Source organism: Ruegeria sp. AP12, assembly GCF_056540025.1.
Genome location: NZ_JBQFVZ010000005.1, coordinates 81,608 through 96,513 on the forward strand (window position 1 = coordinate 81,608; position 14,906 = coordinate 96,513).

General features: G+C 56.3%; 12 protein-coding genes. 3 read left to right on the forward strand and 9 right to left on the reverse strand.

Annotated elements, in window-relative coordinates:
• Positions 1 to 9: 9 nt before the first annotated feature.
• From ACR0E6_RS14545 to ACR0E6_RS14580, 8 genes are all read right to left on the reverse strand, one after another.
• Positions 10 to 1,254, reverse strand: a complete 1,245-nt coding sequence (locus ACR0E6_RS14545; RefSeq protein ID WP_170632315.1) for a class I SAM-dependent methyltransferase — start codon at positions 1,252 to 1,254, stop codon at positions 10 to 12.
• 233 nt (positions 1,255 to 1,487) lie between these two features.
• Positions 1,488 to 2,606: an acyltransferase family protein gene (locus ACR0E6_RS14550; protein WP_170453765.1), complete on the reverse strand. Its 1,119-nt coding sequence runs from the start codon at positions 2,604 to 2,606 to the stop codon at positions 1,488 to 1,490.
• Positions 2,603 to 3,811 (reverse strand): DegT/DnrJ/EryC1/StrS family aminotransferase, encoded by a 1,209-nt coding sequence (locus tag ACR0E6_RS14555; RefSeq protein ID WP_170453766.1) that lies wholly within the window; start codon positions 3,809 to 3,811, stop codon positions 2,603 to 2,605. Before ACR0E6_RS14555 ends, ACR0E6_RS14550 begins: the two co-directional genes overlap by 4 nt.
• Positions 3,812 to 3,835: 24 nt before the next feature.
• The gene (rfbG, locus tag ACR0E6_RS14560) at positions 3,836 to 4,960 is read right to left on the reverse strand and encodes a CDP-glucose 4,6-dehydratase (RefSeq protein ID WP_480584601.1); all 1,125 of its coding nucleotides are present in this window, start codon (positions 4,958 to 4,960) and stop codon (positions 3,836 to 3,838) included.
• 9 nt (positions 4,961 to 4,969) lie between these two features.
• Complete coding sequence (gene rfbF / locus ACR0E6_RS14565; RefSeq protein WP_170453768.1) at positions 4,970 to 5,779, reverse strand: glucose-1-phosphate cytidylyltransferase; 810 nt, start codon at positions 5,777 to 5,779, stop codon at positions 4,970 to 4,972.
• Between the two features lie 112 nt (positions 5,780 to 5,891).
• The gene (locus tag ACR0E6_RS14570) at positions 5,892 to 7,529 is read right to left on the reverse strand and encodes a hypothetical protein (RefSeq protein WP_480584604.1); all 1,638 of its coding nucleotides are present in this window, start codon (positions 7,527 to 7,529) and stop codon (positions 5,892 to 5,894) included.
• On the reverse strand, positions 7,526 to 7,906 hold the full coding sequence (locus tag ACR0E6_RS14575) for a GtrA family protein (protein WP_480584606.1): 381 nt from the start codon (positions 7,904 to 7,906) through the stop codon (positions 7,526 to 7,528). The genes ACR0E6_RS14570 and ACR0E6_RS14575 overlap by 4 nt, the downstream gene beginning before the upstream one ends.
• Positions 7,907 to 8,034: 128 nt before the next feature.
• Positions 8,035 to 10,146 carry a polysaccharide biosynthesis protein gene (locus tag ACR0E6_RS14580; protein WP_480584608.1) on the reverse strand — a complete coding sequence of 704 codons (2,112 nt, stop codon included), beginning with the start codon at positions 10,144 to 10,146 and terminating at the stop codon, positions 8,035 to 8,037.
• An 832-nt stretch (positions 10,147 to 10,978) separates the two neighbouring features.
• On the opposite strand from ACR0E6_RS14580, the gene ACR0E6_RS14585 reads away from it, so the two are divergent.
• From ACR0E6_RS14585 to ACR0E6_RS14595, 3 genes are read left to right on the forward strand one after another with little or no spacing between them, the layout of a single operon-like run.
• On the forward strand, positions 10,979 to 11,599 hold the full coding sequence (locus ACR0E6_RS14585) for a sugar transferase (RefSeq protein WP_480584610.1): 621 nt from the start codon (positions 10,979 to 10,981) through the stop codon (positions 11,597 to 11,599).
• Positions 11,596 to 12,510 carry a formyltransferase family protein gene (locus ACR0E6_RS14590; RefSeq protein ID WP_170736143.1) on the forward strand — a complete coding sequence of 305 codons (915 nt, stop codon included), beginning with the start codon at positions 11,596 to 11,598 and terminating at the stop codon, positions 12,508 to 12,510. Before ACR0E6_RS14585 ends, ACR0E6_RS14590 begins: the two co-directional genes overlap by 4 nt.
• Positions 12,507 to 13,202, forward strand: a complete 696-nt coding sequence (locus ACR0E6_RS14595) for a PIG-L deacetylase family protein (protein WP_170522852.1) — start codon at positions 12,507 to 12,509, stop codon at positions 13,200 to 13,202. The genes ACR0E6_RS14590 and ACR0E6_RS14595 overlap by 4 nt, the downstream gene beginning before the upstream one ends.
• Here the strand turns inward: ACR0E6_RS14595 and ACR0E6_RS14600 are convergent.
• Complete coding sequence (locus tag ACR0E6_RS14600) at positions 13,199 to 14,380, reverse strand: DegT/DnrJ/EryC1/StrS family aminotransferase (RefSeq protein WP_480584612.1); 1,182 nt, start codon at positions 14,378 to 14,380, stop codon at positions 13,199 to 13,201. The genes ACR0E6_RS14595 and ACR0E6_RS14600 overlap by 4 nt on opposite strands.
• Between the last annotated feature and the right edge of the window lie 526 nt (positions 14,381 to 14,906).

The window sequence follows — 14,906 nt, forward strand, 5'->3', positions numbered from 1 at the left end:
GCCGGATCCTCAGGGAAGAATAACCGGCATTGGCAGCGGGACGATGAATTTTCCGCCCTGGGCTTCGAACTCGGCCATTTGTTCGCGGATCTCGTCAAAGAAGTTCCAGGCCAGTACCAGCAGGTAATCGGGCTTGCGTTCAAAAACCGCTTCGGGCGGCAGAACCGGGATCAGCTTGCCGGGCGAATACAGCCCCTGCTTCAGCGGGTTGCGGTCGACAAGGAAATCAAGCGTCTCAACCCCGATGTCGAAATAGTTCAGCAACGTGTTGCCTTTGGCCGGTGCGCCGTAGCCTGCGACTGTCTTGCCGTCGGCTTTCAGATCAGCCAGAATTTTCAGCAGGCTGTCACGCAACTCGTGCACACGATCGGCGAACTCTTCATAACTGGCGCGGTCGGTCATGCCTGCCGCCGCTTCGTCGGCCAGCATTTCGGCTACGATGGGCGCAGGCGTTTTGTTCAAAGTCGCGCGCTGCATGAACACTCGCATAGAACCGCCGTGGACCGGCAGTTTGGTCACGTCGACAACGTCCAGACCCACCGCTTCTCCCAGCTTGACGATGGACAACAAGCTCAGTTCCGAGACGTGCTCGTGATACACGTTGTCAAATTCATTGGTTTCCAGAATGGCCTTGCCCCAAGGCACCTCGATGATGAACACACCATCGTCGGTCAAAAGATCAAGGACACCGGCGGTGAAACCGTGCAGGTCGTCGATATGGTTAAAGGTATTTGTTGTCGTGATGACGCTTGCAGGGCCTTCCTGTTCGCGCACAGTCTTGGCTGTTTCCGGGTTAAAGAAATCAACATGGACCCGCACGCCACGCTCATTCGCGATTTTGGCAAGGTTCGCCGCCGGATCGATCCCCAGACACTTGCCGCCCAGCCCGTTTGCATGGGACAGCATAAGCCCGTCGTTACAGCCGATATCCACGATCAAACCGCCTTGCGCGCGATCAACCGCCACCTGGGCGAGCCCCGCGAAATGGGTATGCATCGTAGCCGCGCCAGACGGCACGTAGAGGTAATCGGTGAAGAAATCAGCCGGAACCTGGTCGGCGACCTGTATCAGGCCACAGTCCAGACAGGCCTGCGTGTTCAGCGGAAATGCGGGTTGCGGTTCCGACAAGTCCTGCGTTTTGGCGAACATATTGGCCGGAGGGTGATTGCCCATCGGCAATACCAGCATCAGATTTTCTGATTTACAGGCCCGGCACGTTGTGCGGGATGTTGGACGTACACTCTGCATATTCATCACACTACCTTCATTTCAATTCAATATGCGCAAAAAGCGCGACAGCTATCTGTTTTAGGTTGCGTACCGTTTGCGGTTATGTGTCCGGCAACCGGTATCTCAGGAAGTTCTGCGTCACAGAATTGCTTAGCAGATGGTTCAAACACAGCGTTGCCTTGGGGGCGTATTACCAATCTGTGCCTGTGTCTTTTTCCTTTCCTCCTTTTCGGCGAATGCGACCCGATGATTTCGGATCAAAACACCTTTTGCTTGAACACCTTCTGATACAGCCAGGTTTCGACCGTTATGTGCGCCAGATGCGCGACCAGTACGCCCAGCGGAATTGTCACCAGGATAAAAATCGAAACCGACAGCGGAAAGTTCGAACCGAACCACCCCATCTTTTCGAAGACCATGCGCATTGGCAGGTACACGTAGGGGTGTGTCAGGAACATGCTGTAGCTGATCGTGCCCAGATAGAAGATCCATTTGCTGGAAAAAACGCGGCCACTGATGCTGCCCGGTGATATGGCCAGCATGAAATACAAGACCGAGAACACGATGGTCAGTGTCACATTCGGATCGACGAAATCTGACGGGATATAGAGAACCTTGCCAAGTTGCAGGAAATAGACCGCGCCACCAAATGCCAGTATCTCGCCAACCGGAACCAGTTTGCCGGTTGGAAGCATGCCCCGATCTGCAAGCAGCCGGATCATCACGCCGCCAAGGAAGAACAGCGTCGCCGGGAAATAGAGTGTGAAGGCCACCGCAGCCAGTACAGACAGCGCCAGACCGATCTTCGATGGGCGATGGATGGCAAATGCCATGACCAGCCCGGTCAGAAGGTAGAACCACATCTCATAGACAATGCTCCAGGCGTTGGGGGTCAGTTGCCCGGTATTGGTGAAATTGGTCAAGAACGTTAAGGCCAGAAAGATCTTCCACGGGTCCTTCAGTTCCGGCGCCGTGTTGGTGACCGCGTTCAACACGATGAACAACATCGTCATGGCAAAGAACAGCGGATAGATCCGAATCAGACGTCGCGCAGCGAACCCGCCCGGCGAATATTTGATCGAGCTGGGAAGGATAACGAAGCCGCTGATGATAAAGAAGAAAAACACTACATTGGTTCCGAAGTTCCAATAGTGTTCGAGACCCGCGAAAACAGAAGGATCATCTGCATAAGCGTTCAGTGCGGTCCCCCCGGCCAGATGGGCAATGAACACCATCAGCGAGGTTACGCCCCGAAAGGCATGCACCGTCATATTGAACGACGCGGCATGCCCTTTCGGTGCCGCCTGCGCCTTTGCTGAACCCTCAGCAGGCGCGGCGATCTCCGGAGAAACCTGGGTCTCTCTGACGTCGGTCATGCAGGGACCTTCCTTGCGCCATGCGTTTCGGCGAATTTGTTAAAGGTTTCATGCATATAGGCAATCTGCGCGTCGTCCAGACCGTGGTGGCACGCCAGAAGGATACCGCCACGCATCACCGCATCGGCGGCGGGATAGCCGTCGGGGCTGGTTTGGCACGTGACATTCTTCATGGCCGGTTGTCGCAGGATGTTGCCGGTAAAGACGGGGCGGGTCTGGATGTCCGACTTCTCAAGATAAATCTGCAATTCGCGGCGCGTGAACGGCGCGCCTTCGCGCAGGGTCAATGGGAAGGCCAACCAACCGGTCCGCGAACCCGGCAGTTGTTCGGGCAGGATGAACCAGTCTTCATACTGGGCAAAGAACGCCCGATGCGCGGCAAATGCCTTTTCGCGAACCTGAATATTGTTGTCCAGTTTGCCCAGTTGAACCAAGCCAAAGGCGGCGCTGATCTCGGACGGTTCCAGATTGTAGCCGAGATCTTCAAACAGGAATTTCGCATCATACTCGATACCGTCCAGCATCACGTTGAAGCGGTTCTCGATGGCCTCGGATTCCACAAACAAGGACGACGAACGCCCCCATGAGCGCAGCAACAGCGCTTTGCGGCCCAGATCGTCATCATTGACGCACAGCATGCCGCCATTGCCCGCACCGTTGATGACATGGCTGCCATAGAAGCTGGTGGTTGAGACGTCGGAATAGACACCCGTGCTGGTTCCATCAATTGTCGCGCCCAGCGTATCGGCGCTGTCTTCGATCACTTTCAGACCATGGGCATCGGCCAGTTCGCGGATACGGCGCCAATCGGGCAGGTTGCCAATCAACGATGGGATCATCATGGCCGAGGTTTTCGGCGTGATCATCCGTTCGATGGCATCCACATCGATATTGTAAGTCCCTGGGGCCGCATCGACAAATGCGGGGATCAGGCCCTGTCGGACCAATGGGGCCACGGTTGTCGCAAATGTCAGCGCAGGCGTAATGACCTCACTGCCTTTCGGCAGGTCAAGGATTTCCACGGCGAGGTAGTTGGCCGATGATCCGGAATTGACCATCACACCATGGCGCTTGGCAAACAGGGCCGAGACCTGCTGCTGCATCTCGCGCACTTTGGGGCCCATTTGCGTGGATGTTTTCAGCACCTCGACCACGGCATCGATCTCTTCCTGGCCATGCACTGTTTGCCCGTAATTCACTCTCATTAAAGTCGTCTCCTTAGAAAACTGCTACTGGGCCGCAAGCGGCGGTTGCGCGTACCGCTGCGACGACATCAAATTGCTGTAGTGATCGATCTGCGCATCGGTCAGACGCGCCATATCCTCGCCCGAAAGCTGAGCCTTGTACCATTCAACCGTCATTCGAATGGCTTCGGACAGGTCCAGTTGTGGCCGCCAGCCCAACTGTGACTGGGCCTTGGTGCTATCCAGCCGAAGCAGCCCGGCTTCGTGCAAATCATCCGGCGGGGTGCCAAAGGTAAACTTGGGCGCGCCGTCCCCCCAGGTCTCGGTCATTATCTGCGACAGGCTACGGACATTCACTGTGCCGGATACATCCGGCCCGAAGTTCCACGCGCCCGCAAAATCCTGACCGGACCCCAGCAGCCGTGCCGCCAGGGCCAGATAGCCTGACAACGGCTCAAGCACATGTTGCCAGGGTCTGATGCTGTTGGGGTTGCGAATATGAACCGGCTTGTTCTCTGCCGCGGCGCGGATGATGTCGGGGATCAAACGATCCTCGCTCCAGTCCCCGCCGCCAAACACGTTGCCCGCCCGCACGGTGGCCAGACGCGGGCCGTCTGGGTCGGCAAAGAAGGAATGTGCGTAGGACTGCGCCAACAGCTCAGTACAGCCCTTGGAGGCGCTATACGGGTCTTTGCCGCCCATGGGATCGTTTTCGCGATACCCCCAGACCCATTCCTTGTTGTCATAGCATTTGTCACTGGTGACAACGACAACCGCCTGCAAGGATTTCATCCGCAGCGCGGCGTCCAGAACATGCGCCGTGCCCGAGACGTTGGTGGCAAATGTCTCAGCCGGGCTTCGGTAAGACCGGCGAACCAAAGGTTGCGCGGCCATGTGAATGACCAGATCGGCATCCACATCCGCAAGCGCCTTGTCAACCGCTGCCGCATCGCGAATGTCGGCAAACCGACTGTCGGTGAAACCGTCGACCTTGCACAGGTCAAAGAACCCCGGCCCCGGCTCAGGCGGCAGGGAAAGTCCGACGACGTCTGCCCCCAGCTTTCTGAGCCAGGCACAAATCCACCCGCCCTTGAAACCGGAATGCCCGGTTACAAGAACCCGCCGCCCGGCAAAAGCGGCGTCAAACTGAGGATCGACTTGGTCCGTCATGTTCCGATCTCAAATCGCCAGTGCAGGATAGCTTTCGTCGCCCTCGTCGCTGAAATTCATCCAGGGCGGCAGTTCATCGTCGCACAAGGCGTTCAGCGTGTTTCGGTCGCGAATGGTGTCCATCGGATGCCAGAACCCGTCATGGCGGAAGGCCATCAACTCTCCGTCGCGGGCCATCTGGGTCAGCGGCGTCATTTCCAGCGGTTCATTGTCGTCGACCATGTAGTCCAGAACGCCGGGTTCGAAGACAAAGTAGCCGCCATTGATCCAGGTATCGCGCTTGCGCACCTTTTCGGTGAACGCCTCGACCCGGTCGCCTTTGATTTCGATGTTGCCAAAACGCGCCGGAGGTTGAACGGCCGTCACAGTCGCCAGTTTCCCGTGGCTTTTGTGGAAATCGATCAGCGCATTGATGTCGATATTGCCCAGCCCGTCGGAATAGGTGCACATGAACGGCTCATTCGGGTCCAGCCACTCTTTCAGTCGGCGAATTCGACCGCTTGTCATTGTGTGCGCACCCGTGTCGACAACCGACACGTTCCAGCCGCCGGGGGCCGAGGGCACAAGCTTGAGCTCTCCGGTATCCAGAGCGACCGAGATGTTGTTTGCGATAAGATGGTAATTTGCGAAAAACTGTTTCAGCAGCAACGCTTTGTAGCCCGCTGCAACCACAAAATCCTTGTGGCCGAAATGACTGTAAATATCCATGACCCGCGCGATGATAGGACGACCGCCCACCTCGACCATGGGTTTCGGGATCGAAACCGTCTCTTCGGCCAGACGTGAGCCCAGTCCACCAGCCAGAAGCACCGTTTTCATCGTTTTTCCTTCCTTGTTAAAATCAACTTAAAAAATCGAGAACCACCCAGAAGGATGCCCGACGCGTCGGTTACATCGTCACTTCGTGGGAAACGAATCGAGCCTTTCGCGCTCATTGACCCGCCTCCTTCGGCTTCAAGTATACCACACCTTGGCCGTAGCGATTCTCAAGACCCGCGATTTCGGCCTTTTGGTACCCATTCGTCAACGCGTACTGCAACAATGATGCTTCCAGCGTTGAATCGTATCCTAAAACGAAAGCGGCAGGCGGGGTTTCGTTAAACAAATCTTCAATCTGGTCGTCACCAACAATCTGGTAGTGCTGCGCCAACTCGGTTGGCGTAAATTGCGCGATGCGATACGCAAATGGACCGGTCGCGAATTCAGGATAGACAGGCAGATCCGCTTCCAGCGGGTATAGCGGCACCAATGTTGCCACAGGCCCTTCGGGTTGACCGCTTTGCGCGATGGCTTGTTGCAGGGCGGCTCCGCCTTCAACGAATTTCTGGGGTGTAAATTTGCTTGGGTTTGTGGCCGCGAGCATCCCCAACCCAAGACGCGGCAATCCCAGCACCAGCATCACAAGGATGCCCGCCCTGATCATTGGAACGACTTGCTGACGGCTGGCGGCGGGCAAAAGGCGGTAAATCAGCGCCAACAGGATCGGAATGCACACGATCGGCTGGACATAATATTGCGGAAAGCCCGGCGTCGGTACAAATGCAAACACCGCCGTAAGGCACATGATGGCCAGAACAACAATGGCCTGTCCAATCCCGGAATTTGCCAGCGCCCCCGAGGAAACCCTCAGGCTTGCCACCATCAATACCAAAGTTAGCAGCACCAAAGTCAGGACAAGGGATGACCCCGAAAGCCATGCGGAATAGGCAAGTTGAAGCTTGCTTGACAACCCAAGCGCCAATTCCGGCTCGGACGCGGCGTTGGCCTCCCAATACGCGATATGGGGGCCTGTGTGAAACTGCAGGACATGCGCGATGAACAGTTGAGGATCGGACAGCAGGTACCAAAACAACGGCACAGCCCCCAGCAATCCGCCAACCAACAACGGCAGAACAACGCGTTTCAGACGTTCGCTGAACGTGAAACCTGCGGGCAGGAAGAACGCGGCGATTGCGATCGGCGGAATGAACATCACCGCACTGACCTTCATGCCTGCGGCAATCGACAACAGGACACCAGCCAACACCAAGCGCCAGGGTCTGAGTTCGGTTTCCAGCGTCTCGCAGACAAAAAGCCCAATACCCAAAACCGCAAAGGGCAACGGCAGAAGGTTGTTGGTTGCGGCCATCCCGGCCTCGGTCAGGAACGATTCACTAGTGAGCAGAGCAACCAGCGAAAACGTCGCCAGAAATCCTGATCTGGTCAAACGGTAGGTCAGCCATCCCGTGGCGACCAACAGCAACATCCACGCGGCAAACACCCCGAACCGAGCCGAACCCAAAAGGCCAAACCCTTCGAACAGGGTGTTGAACCCAAGAAAATACCAGGCTGAGTACGGCACATGGTTGTAGAAAAAATCGGAATACAGGCTTTGATCCTGCATCAGGCTGCTTGGGGGGACAAACATCAGCTCGTCCCGGCGCAGCCCGTAGCTCATCAAACGACCAAACACTGAGACCAGCAGAAACACCAAGCCCGAGATCGTCACCAGATTCAGCAGCAGACGCCAAACGTTCAGCCGTGAAGGGGCAACCCTTGCACCTGAGGTCTCGTATTGAAGATCGCTCATGACGGGTCTTCTCCGAAAGCTCGGACCTGCAGCGCCCATGAGATCAAGAGGTAGGACATCACCACAATCGGACCCAACGCGATTGCCTGAGCCAGATAGGCGTCAAGTCCCGCTTGCATCAGCCAGTGCAGCAGCACTGCGTTCACAAAGTATATCAGAACATAAGAAGAGGCATAATAGGGAAGACGTCCATATCCCTGCACACCAAAGACATAGCGTTTGTGAATGCGGAAATTCCACAAGACACACAGGGTGAACTGCAGCAATAGCGCAAGCTGGGCCGGGACGTTCAGAACAACCAGCGCGGCGAACACAAGGTACCCGAACGCTGTGTTTACCACACCGCTTCCCAAGAACCGTATGAGCCTGGATCGCATTTCCGGCGGTGACTCCACTGGACTCAGATAGGATCCTGCAGTTTTGCTACGATCACTAAACAACGTATTCAAACCATTTAACCAATATTCGTCAAAACTATGACGAGAACAAAAAACCGGGCAGCCAATCAGCTGCCCGTAGTAGCAAATTCCCCAGTTTGAGGCAGAGGAGCCTTCCCTTTCATACCAGCGACAGCAGGTGCAACAGATACACGGGCCGGCTTGTTTTTCAGGTCCGAGACGTCAATCGGGCGCAGCCCGTTCACGCCATAACCTGGCACAAGCTCTTTCAGAAGCCGTTTGGCGGTCAGCTCGTCACATTCGATTGCCGCCGCTTCCAGCTTGCGGATCATGGCCCGCAGTCTCGCAGCCGGAACACCTTCCGGGCGCGCCGAACCGACACCCGGAATACCGCTGTCATGGCGCTGTTCGGACGCGTCAAACAGTTCTTCGAACAGTTTTTCACCCGGACGGGCACCGATGAACTTGATGTCGATGTCCTCATACGGCTTCAGGCCTGCCAAACGGATCATCCGCTCGGCCAGATCAACGATTTTTACCGGGCGACCCATATCCAGAACAAAGATCTCGCCATGGCTTGTGTCTTGTTTCAGGCCACTGGCAGCCGCGACCAGAGTCAACTGCACGGCTTCGCGGATGGTCATGAAGTATCTCTCCATGCGCTTGTCCGTGACCGTCAGCGGTCCACCGTTCGAGATTTGCCGCTGGAACAGCGGGATGAGCGAGCCGGACGACCCCAGAACGTTGCCAAATCGGACCGAGAAGAACCGGGATTGTTCTTCCGTCTCATTGGTAATTCTGTCCTGCGCCTGAACATAGAATTCAGCCACCCGTTTCGTCGCGCCCATGACATTGGTCGTGTTGACCGCTTTGTCAGTCGAGACCTGAACCATGGCAATCGCGCCAACATTGCGGGCTGCGTCGGCCACATTGCGCGTGCCGATCACGTTCGTCAGAACACCTTCGCAGGGGTTCAACTCGACCATCGGCACATGTTTCAATGCGGCGGCGTTAAACACCAGTTCCGGGCGGTGCCGTTCGAAGATTGCGTTCACACGGGTTTTGTCGCGAATGCTGGCGACATACATCCGGCGCGGAACGTCGGCGAAATTCTGCGACAGATCCATGTCGATCGAGTAGGCGTTGAATTCGCAGTTATCGATCATGACCAGCTCTGCCGGATCAAACGAAGCGATCTGACGGCTGAGTTCGCTGCCAATCGATCCGCCCGCGCCCGTCACCAGAACGCGGCGACCCTTGAACATCTCGCGCAGCATCGACCGTTCGACTTCTTTTTGCGGACGATCCAGGATTTCTTCGGGGTCAACATCCTGACCCTTTCCGGTGTCGTGATCTTCCAGACCGGGAACGCGCGAAACGGAAATCCCGTTGGCTTCGCACCAACGTGTGATCCGACGAATGCCGTCGCTTTCGAAATGCGTCACGGGCTCGGTCAGAAACAGGCGCCGGGGCAGATTGTTCCAGGTTTCGAGTTTCTCGATGACTTTCTCAGAGTCCAGCAAGGTGCCAATGATCTGCACATCGTGGAAATACAGGCCCTGTGTGTTGCGGGCGTCATCGATAATGCCAACCGGCTGGAATTTGGAGTCGGTGTTGCGCAGGGACCGAACAAACAAGTCGCACGCAGCGCCCGTTCCGACCAAAAGAACCGGCACTTTCGTCTGCGCCTGGCAATGGGCCATCAGGCTGGCGTTTTGCCGTGTCAGCTCGCGGCTGCGCGCGACAACCCGCAATGCGCTGAAGCACAGGATCATGACACCAAACTGAATGACGTAAACCGCAAACGGAACGCTTGCCGTGACGGTCAGGATCGACCCGATCGCCGCAAGACAGCACGCTGCCAGCCCCGCGCCACGCATGATCAACACAATATCCCGAAGCGAGGTCGAGCGCGCATGACGACGGTAGACACCGGCCAAGGGGAAAACCACCAAGCCAATAATACATGACAGAATGGCCAACGGTCCGGTTGCCGGAACCAGATTTTCAGCGATGGACCCGCCACCGGCCAGGTTCAGCGCGACAATCACCGCAAATGCGGACGCGACAAGGTCACCGATGACAAGCCGGTGATTTGCTCTTAGCTCGTTGAAGATTTGAGACTGCCAAGACTGGAACCCCGACAGCAATCCCCCACTTTCCTTAAATTTATTTCCCTGAGACCCAGCCCCGGAAGAAACATAATCGAAGTCACTCATACGAACGCTCCCGCGCTGCTACACACCTCTTACTGCTGGTTTGACGGATATTGGTATCGGCGCAATTTTCGCACCGCAGACATAGAACTCAAAAAAAACAACCGACTAAACGCCAGCTGGTCGATTTTATGAATCGTACTGTCTTACCCCCTCCACCTGTGCGCCCTAAAAACCTCGCCCAGGCTTGATTAACCATCTCACTCGCAGCTGCCGACAATCGGCTTACAAACAACCATCTCTGGTTCTAACTATGCCCTGACGTTACCACAGGGCAAGGCGGAACAAAAAGTAATTTTTTCACACAAGGACCCGTGAGGGGGTCTGACCCCGAAAATTTGATGTAAAACACTGGTAAAGAACATTTTTATGTCTGATTTTTGGTCATTCAAAGAGCGTTTTTTGAATATGATTTGCTCAAAAAAGCCGAGAACAGTTTTGATGCTTGGCCGGGTCCGTTTCCTTTCCGGAAACAGGGGTGCCATGTGTCACTTTATTAGGCCACTGGGCGACTCGGCAGCCAAAGGTTTACGGGACTCTCTCGCTGCGGCGGCCGTGATTTTATTATATCGTTTCAATATCTTAATTGTCTCTCGCGAAAGATGTAATGTCCTCGGGCGAACTCAGTGTCTTTCACGCTTCGCTGGTCAGACTGAAAATTTCCACGCCTTGAATTCACGAGAACCTTGCAAGGCCTTCCACTTTGCGGACAAGGTAACACGCAGTTCGAGTCACTTTGTTGGACGAAACCGCTGTGAAGGTCGACGTTTAAATTAAATTGATCCGTGTGCTAGTTATTTAGGCGTTCCGCCGTAGTGAAACAGTGAGCTTGGTCGTGAATAGAGTTTTCGAAGTCTTCGTTTGCATTCTGGCTGCTTTGCTGGCTGCACCGTTCTTCGTCATTGCCTGCCTGATCGTTATGATGAATCTGGGCTTTCCCTTGTTTTTCAAGCAAACACGCGCCGGTAAGTCGGGCGGGGTTTTTAGCATCTACAAACTCAGGACAATGACAGACGACCGCGACTCGGCAGGTAATCTGCTGCCCGACAGCGAGCGGCAAACCCGTGCGACGGCCATGTTGCGGCGCTTGCGGCTGGATGAGGCGCCGCAGCTGCTGATGATCCTGCGCGGCGATATGGCCCTTGTGGGCCCGCGCCCGTTGCTGCCGGAAACGATCCAAGCCTTTGGCGAAGCCGGGCAGATGCGGTGCACCCAAAGACCGGGGCTGACCGGATGGGCGCAGGTAAGCGGCAATACAACACTGTCCAATCAGGAAAAACTGCAGCTTGATTTGTGGTATGTCGCCCACCGATCTTTTGGTTTGGACCTTCAGATCATGGCCGAAACAATCCGTGTGGCGATCCGGGGCGAACATCGCCGCCCTGATCGAATTCAGGCCGCCGAATCCTGGGTCAACGCCAGTACGTCCTTTGAATTGAAGGAGACGACCGCATGAAAACTGTTTTTGTTGGTGCGGTCGAAGGATCCCACGTCGCCTTGTCAGCAATTTGCGCAACCGGCTTTGTTCCGGAAATGGTGGTGACACTGCCGCGCGAACTGGCGCATCGGCATTCCGATTTCGCGGACCTGACCCCGGTGGCCGAGCGCTATGACATTCCGGTTCACTACACCGCCAAAAGCGATTCTGCCGGAACCCTGAATGCGATCCGCGCGGTGAACCCCGATTTGATTCTGGTGATCGGATGGTCGCAGCTCTGTGGGCCGGAATTTCGCGCTCTGGCCAAGATTGGGTGCGTGGGCTTTCACCCCTCCGCGCTGCCGCGTTTGCGGGGACGGGGTGTCATTCCTTGGACCGTCTTGCTGGGGGAACGCGATGTTGGTGCCTCGCTGTTCTGGTTGGGTGAAGGGGCTGATGATGGCCCGATTGCAGCCCAGGCCCGGTATGCCGTGGACCCGGACACGGTCACCGCGCGCGAGCTCTATGACCGCGCCCTGCAAGCCCTGACAGAGTTGCTGCCAAAGCTGTTGGCTCAAATAGAGGAAGGGGATGTTCCGGCAGCCCCTCAGCCCGAAACAGGGATCAGTATCTGCGCCCGTCGTCGTCCGGAAGATGGCCGGATCGACTGGACCCAACCCGCCGCAGAGATCCATCGTTTGATTCGGGCCGTTGGTCCCCCCTACCCGGGGGCGTTCACGCATGGCTCGGACGATACTGAACTGGTCATTACCGAGGCCCGCTTTTCACCCCTTAAAGGGTATTATATCGGCCTGCCCGGGCAGGTTCAGGCTGTCGATGGGCATGTGTTCACCGTCTATTGCGGCGATGGTCAGTGTCTGGACATAACCGGCTGGTCGGGTGCCGAGACACCCCCTGCCCTTCATTCAAAACTTGGATTTAAAGTATGAGTTTCCCCGGATTTTCAACCGCAGACCAAGGGCCCGTTCTGGTCGTTGCCCCCCACCCCGATGACGAGGTGCTGGGCGCGGGCGGCACCATTGCCCGGCTAGCTGATGAAGGCCGCGCCGTTCATGTTGCCATCGTAACCAAGGGCCAACCCCCCCGTTTTAGCGAAGAACAAATCGCTGGCGTGAGGGCCGAGGCGCGCGCCGCCCATAATGTGCTGGGCGTGACCGAGACCCACTGGATGGACTTCCCTGCAGCAGAACTGGCCGAACATCCGCATGGTGCATTGAATGCGGGGCTGGGAGAGCTCATTCGCAATCTCGACCCTTCACTTGTTTTGGCGCCACATCCGGGTGACATTCATCTGGATCACCAACTGACGTTCCTGTCGACCCTGGTTGCAAGTCGCCCGTATCAATCCGCGTATCCGGCGACCATTGCAGCATATGAGACGCTGTCCGAAACCAACTGGAACGCGCCCTACCTGACACCGGCCTTTGTTCCCAACGTTTTTGTGGACATTTCAGACACGCTGGAGCGCAAGCTTGATGCATTCCAGTGCTTTGCCAGTCAGGTCAAACAGCCACCGCATGAGCGTTCCGTGGCCAGTTTGAGAGCATTGGCGACCTTGCGCGGCGCGACCGTACATCGCCACGCCGCCGAGGGGTTTGTTCTGGTTCGGTCCGTGACCTAAGCGTTCACGCTTTGCCGTAACGCCGCATTGCCGATCTTCACCACGGTTTCCGCCAATTGGTGGGTTCGATCCGGCGACCAGGTCGGGTCCACCAGAAACGCCAGACTGGTCTGTCCCAGTTCCTGCGCCACCGGTAGCGGTTTGTCAGGCGTCAAGTTGTATCTTTCGAAAACGCCTTCCCGGTAAATCTCTGAACAGCTTCCGCTGAATATGGGGAACCCGGCCTCTGACACTTCCGCGATTATTCTGTCGCGGCTCCAGCCGGCGCTCAGGGCCTGAGGTTCGACAAACGCATAAAACCGATAGTAGGCATGCGTCAGATCCTCCGGGGGCATCGGCACACGAAACGCCGGACAGGCCGTCAAAGCGTTTGCCAGAATCGTTGCGTTTTCCGTCCTGTGCTGGCGCCAGCCGTCCAACCTTTTCAGCTGCACCCGGCCTATGGCCGCCGACATTCCGGTCATCCGCAAATTTGTCCCCGGTTCGGCACTGTGCAGCCAACGGAAGCCGGGAGGATGGTCCTTGCGATGGACCTGATCATAGCTTTTGCCGTGGTCCTTATGGCTCCAGGCGCGGGACCACAGATCATCGTCATCCGTGACCAGCAAACCGCCTTCACCCCCGGTCGAAATGATCTTGTCCTGACAGAAGGAAAAAGACCCAAACGTGCCGAATGTTCCGACGTGACGGTCCTCGATCATCGCGCCATGCGCCTGCGCGCAATCCTCGATCACCCACAGGTTGTGAGCTTTCGCAAGCTCCATGATTGCGGGCATATCCGCGGGCCAACCCGCAAGGTGGACCAATATGATGCCGCGTGTCTTTTCCGTCAGCACCGCTGCAATCGTCTCGGGTGAGAGGTTCTGAGTGTCGCGGTCCACATCCGCAAAAACCGGTGTGGCCCCGGCCATCAGCACGGTGCTGACCGAGGCGATAAAGCTGCGGGGCGTCACAATGACTTCGTCGCCCGGCTGCACGTCAAGCACCTGCAAGGCTGCGTCCAACGTCACGGTGCCATTTGCCATGGCAATCGCATGGGATGAACCGGTGTAGGCGCGATACTCTTGCTCGAAGGCGTTTACATCCGGTCCCGTCCACGCATTGACGCGCCCGGACCGCAGAACCCGTTCAACCGCAGAGATCTGTTCTTCATCAAAAACTGGCCAAATCTGACTCATTACTCTTCCTATGAAACTGAAAGACCCGGGACGACCGAAGGCTTTCCCAACTTCAAACGCTATACGTTACACAACGGCTAATAGAATTGCCTGCGTGCAGCATAAACGCCAAGTCTTAAATCATCCAAGTGGGAATAGCAGGACAATGTTCGCAAATCGGGCGGCACCGTTTCAACAATCCGAAGAAGGCGCGGCGCTGTCTCCGAAGACTTAACAATCGCGTGAACCGTCAAATCGATACTGATCCAAGTTCAGCTGATTTTCGCCTGCTCGGGTCATATTCCCATCGCTCTGTTTTTGAACAAGAAATCGACGCGATCCAAAAGCTTGATGCGGGCTGCGATCTGTTCGTGCGCTGCCTTTTTTCGCGATGTTCGCCTAACTGTGAACTCGGCCCCATACTTGGTTCGCTTGACATGAAAGACAGCCTAAACCAGCATCAAATTAACGTCAGATCTTAGTGTGAACATTTGTTGATGAGTGACTTTTCTAACCTCTCGCCCGGTTCGGGTTGTGATCCGTCAGT

What these genes read in the sequence shown, in the direction of transcription:
- ACR0E6_RS14595 (WP_170522852.1), top strand. Translation starts at nt 12,507, where the DNA reads ATGAGTTTCCCCGGATTTTCAACCGCAGACCAAGGGCCCGTTCTGGTC.
- ACR0E6_RS14575 (WP_480584606.1), bottom strand. Translation starts at nt 7,906, where the DNA reads ATGCGATCCAGGCTCATACGGTTCTTGGGAAGCGGTGTGGTAAACACA.
- ACR0E6_RS14580 (WP_480584608.1), bottom strand. Translation starts at nt 10,146, where the DNA reads ATGAGTGACTTCGATTATGTTTCTTCCGGGGCTGGGTCTCAGGGAAAT.
- ACR0E6_RS14550 (WP_170453765.1), bottom strand. Translation starts at nt 2,606, where the DNA reads ATGACCGACGTCAGAGAGACCCAGGTTTCTCCGGAGATCGCCGCGCCT.
- rfbG (WP_480584601.1), bottom strand. Translation starts at nt 4,960, where the DNA reads ATGACGGACCAAGTCGATCCTCAGTTTGACGCCGCTTTTGCCGGGCGG.
- rfbF (WP_170453768.1), bottom strand. Translation starts at nt 5,779, where the DNA reads ATGAAAACGGTGCTTCTGGCTGGTGGACTGGGCTCACGTCTGGCCGAA.
- ACR0E6_RS14600 (WP_480584612.1), bottom strand. Translation starts at nt 14,380, where the DNA reads ATGAGTCAGATTTGGCCAGTTTTTGATGAAGAACAGATCTCTGCGGTT.
- ACR0E6_RS14555 (WP_170453766.1), bottom strand. Translation starts at nt 3,811, where the DNA reads ATGAGAGTGAATTACGGGCAAACAGTGCATGGCCAGGAAGAGATCGAT.
- ACR0E6_RS14545 (WP_170632315.1), bottom strand. Translation starts at nt 1,254, where the DNA reads ATGAATATGCAGAGTGTACGTCCAACATCCCGCACAACGTGCCGGGCC.
- ACR0E6_RS14590 (WP_170736143.1), top strand. Translation starts at nt 11,596, where the DNA reads ATGAAAACTGTTTTTGTTGGTGCGGTCGAAGGATCCCACGTCGCCTTG.
- ACR0E6_RS14570 (WP_480584604.1), bottom strand. Translation starts at nt 7,529, where the DNA reads ATGAGCGATCTTCAATACGAGACCTCAGGTGCAAGGGTTGCCCCTTCA.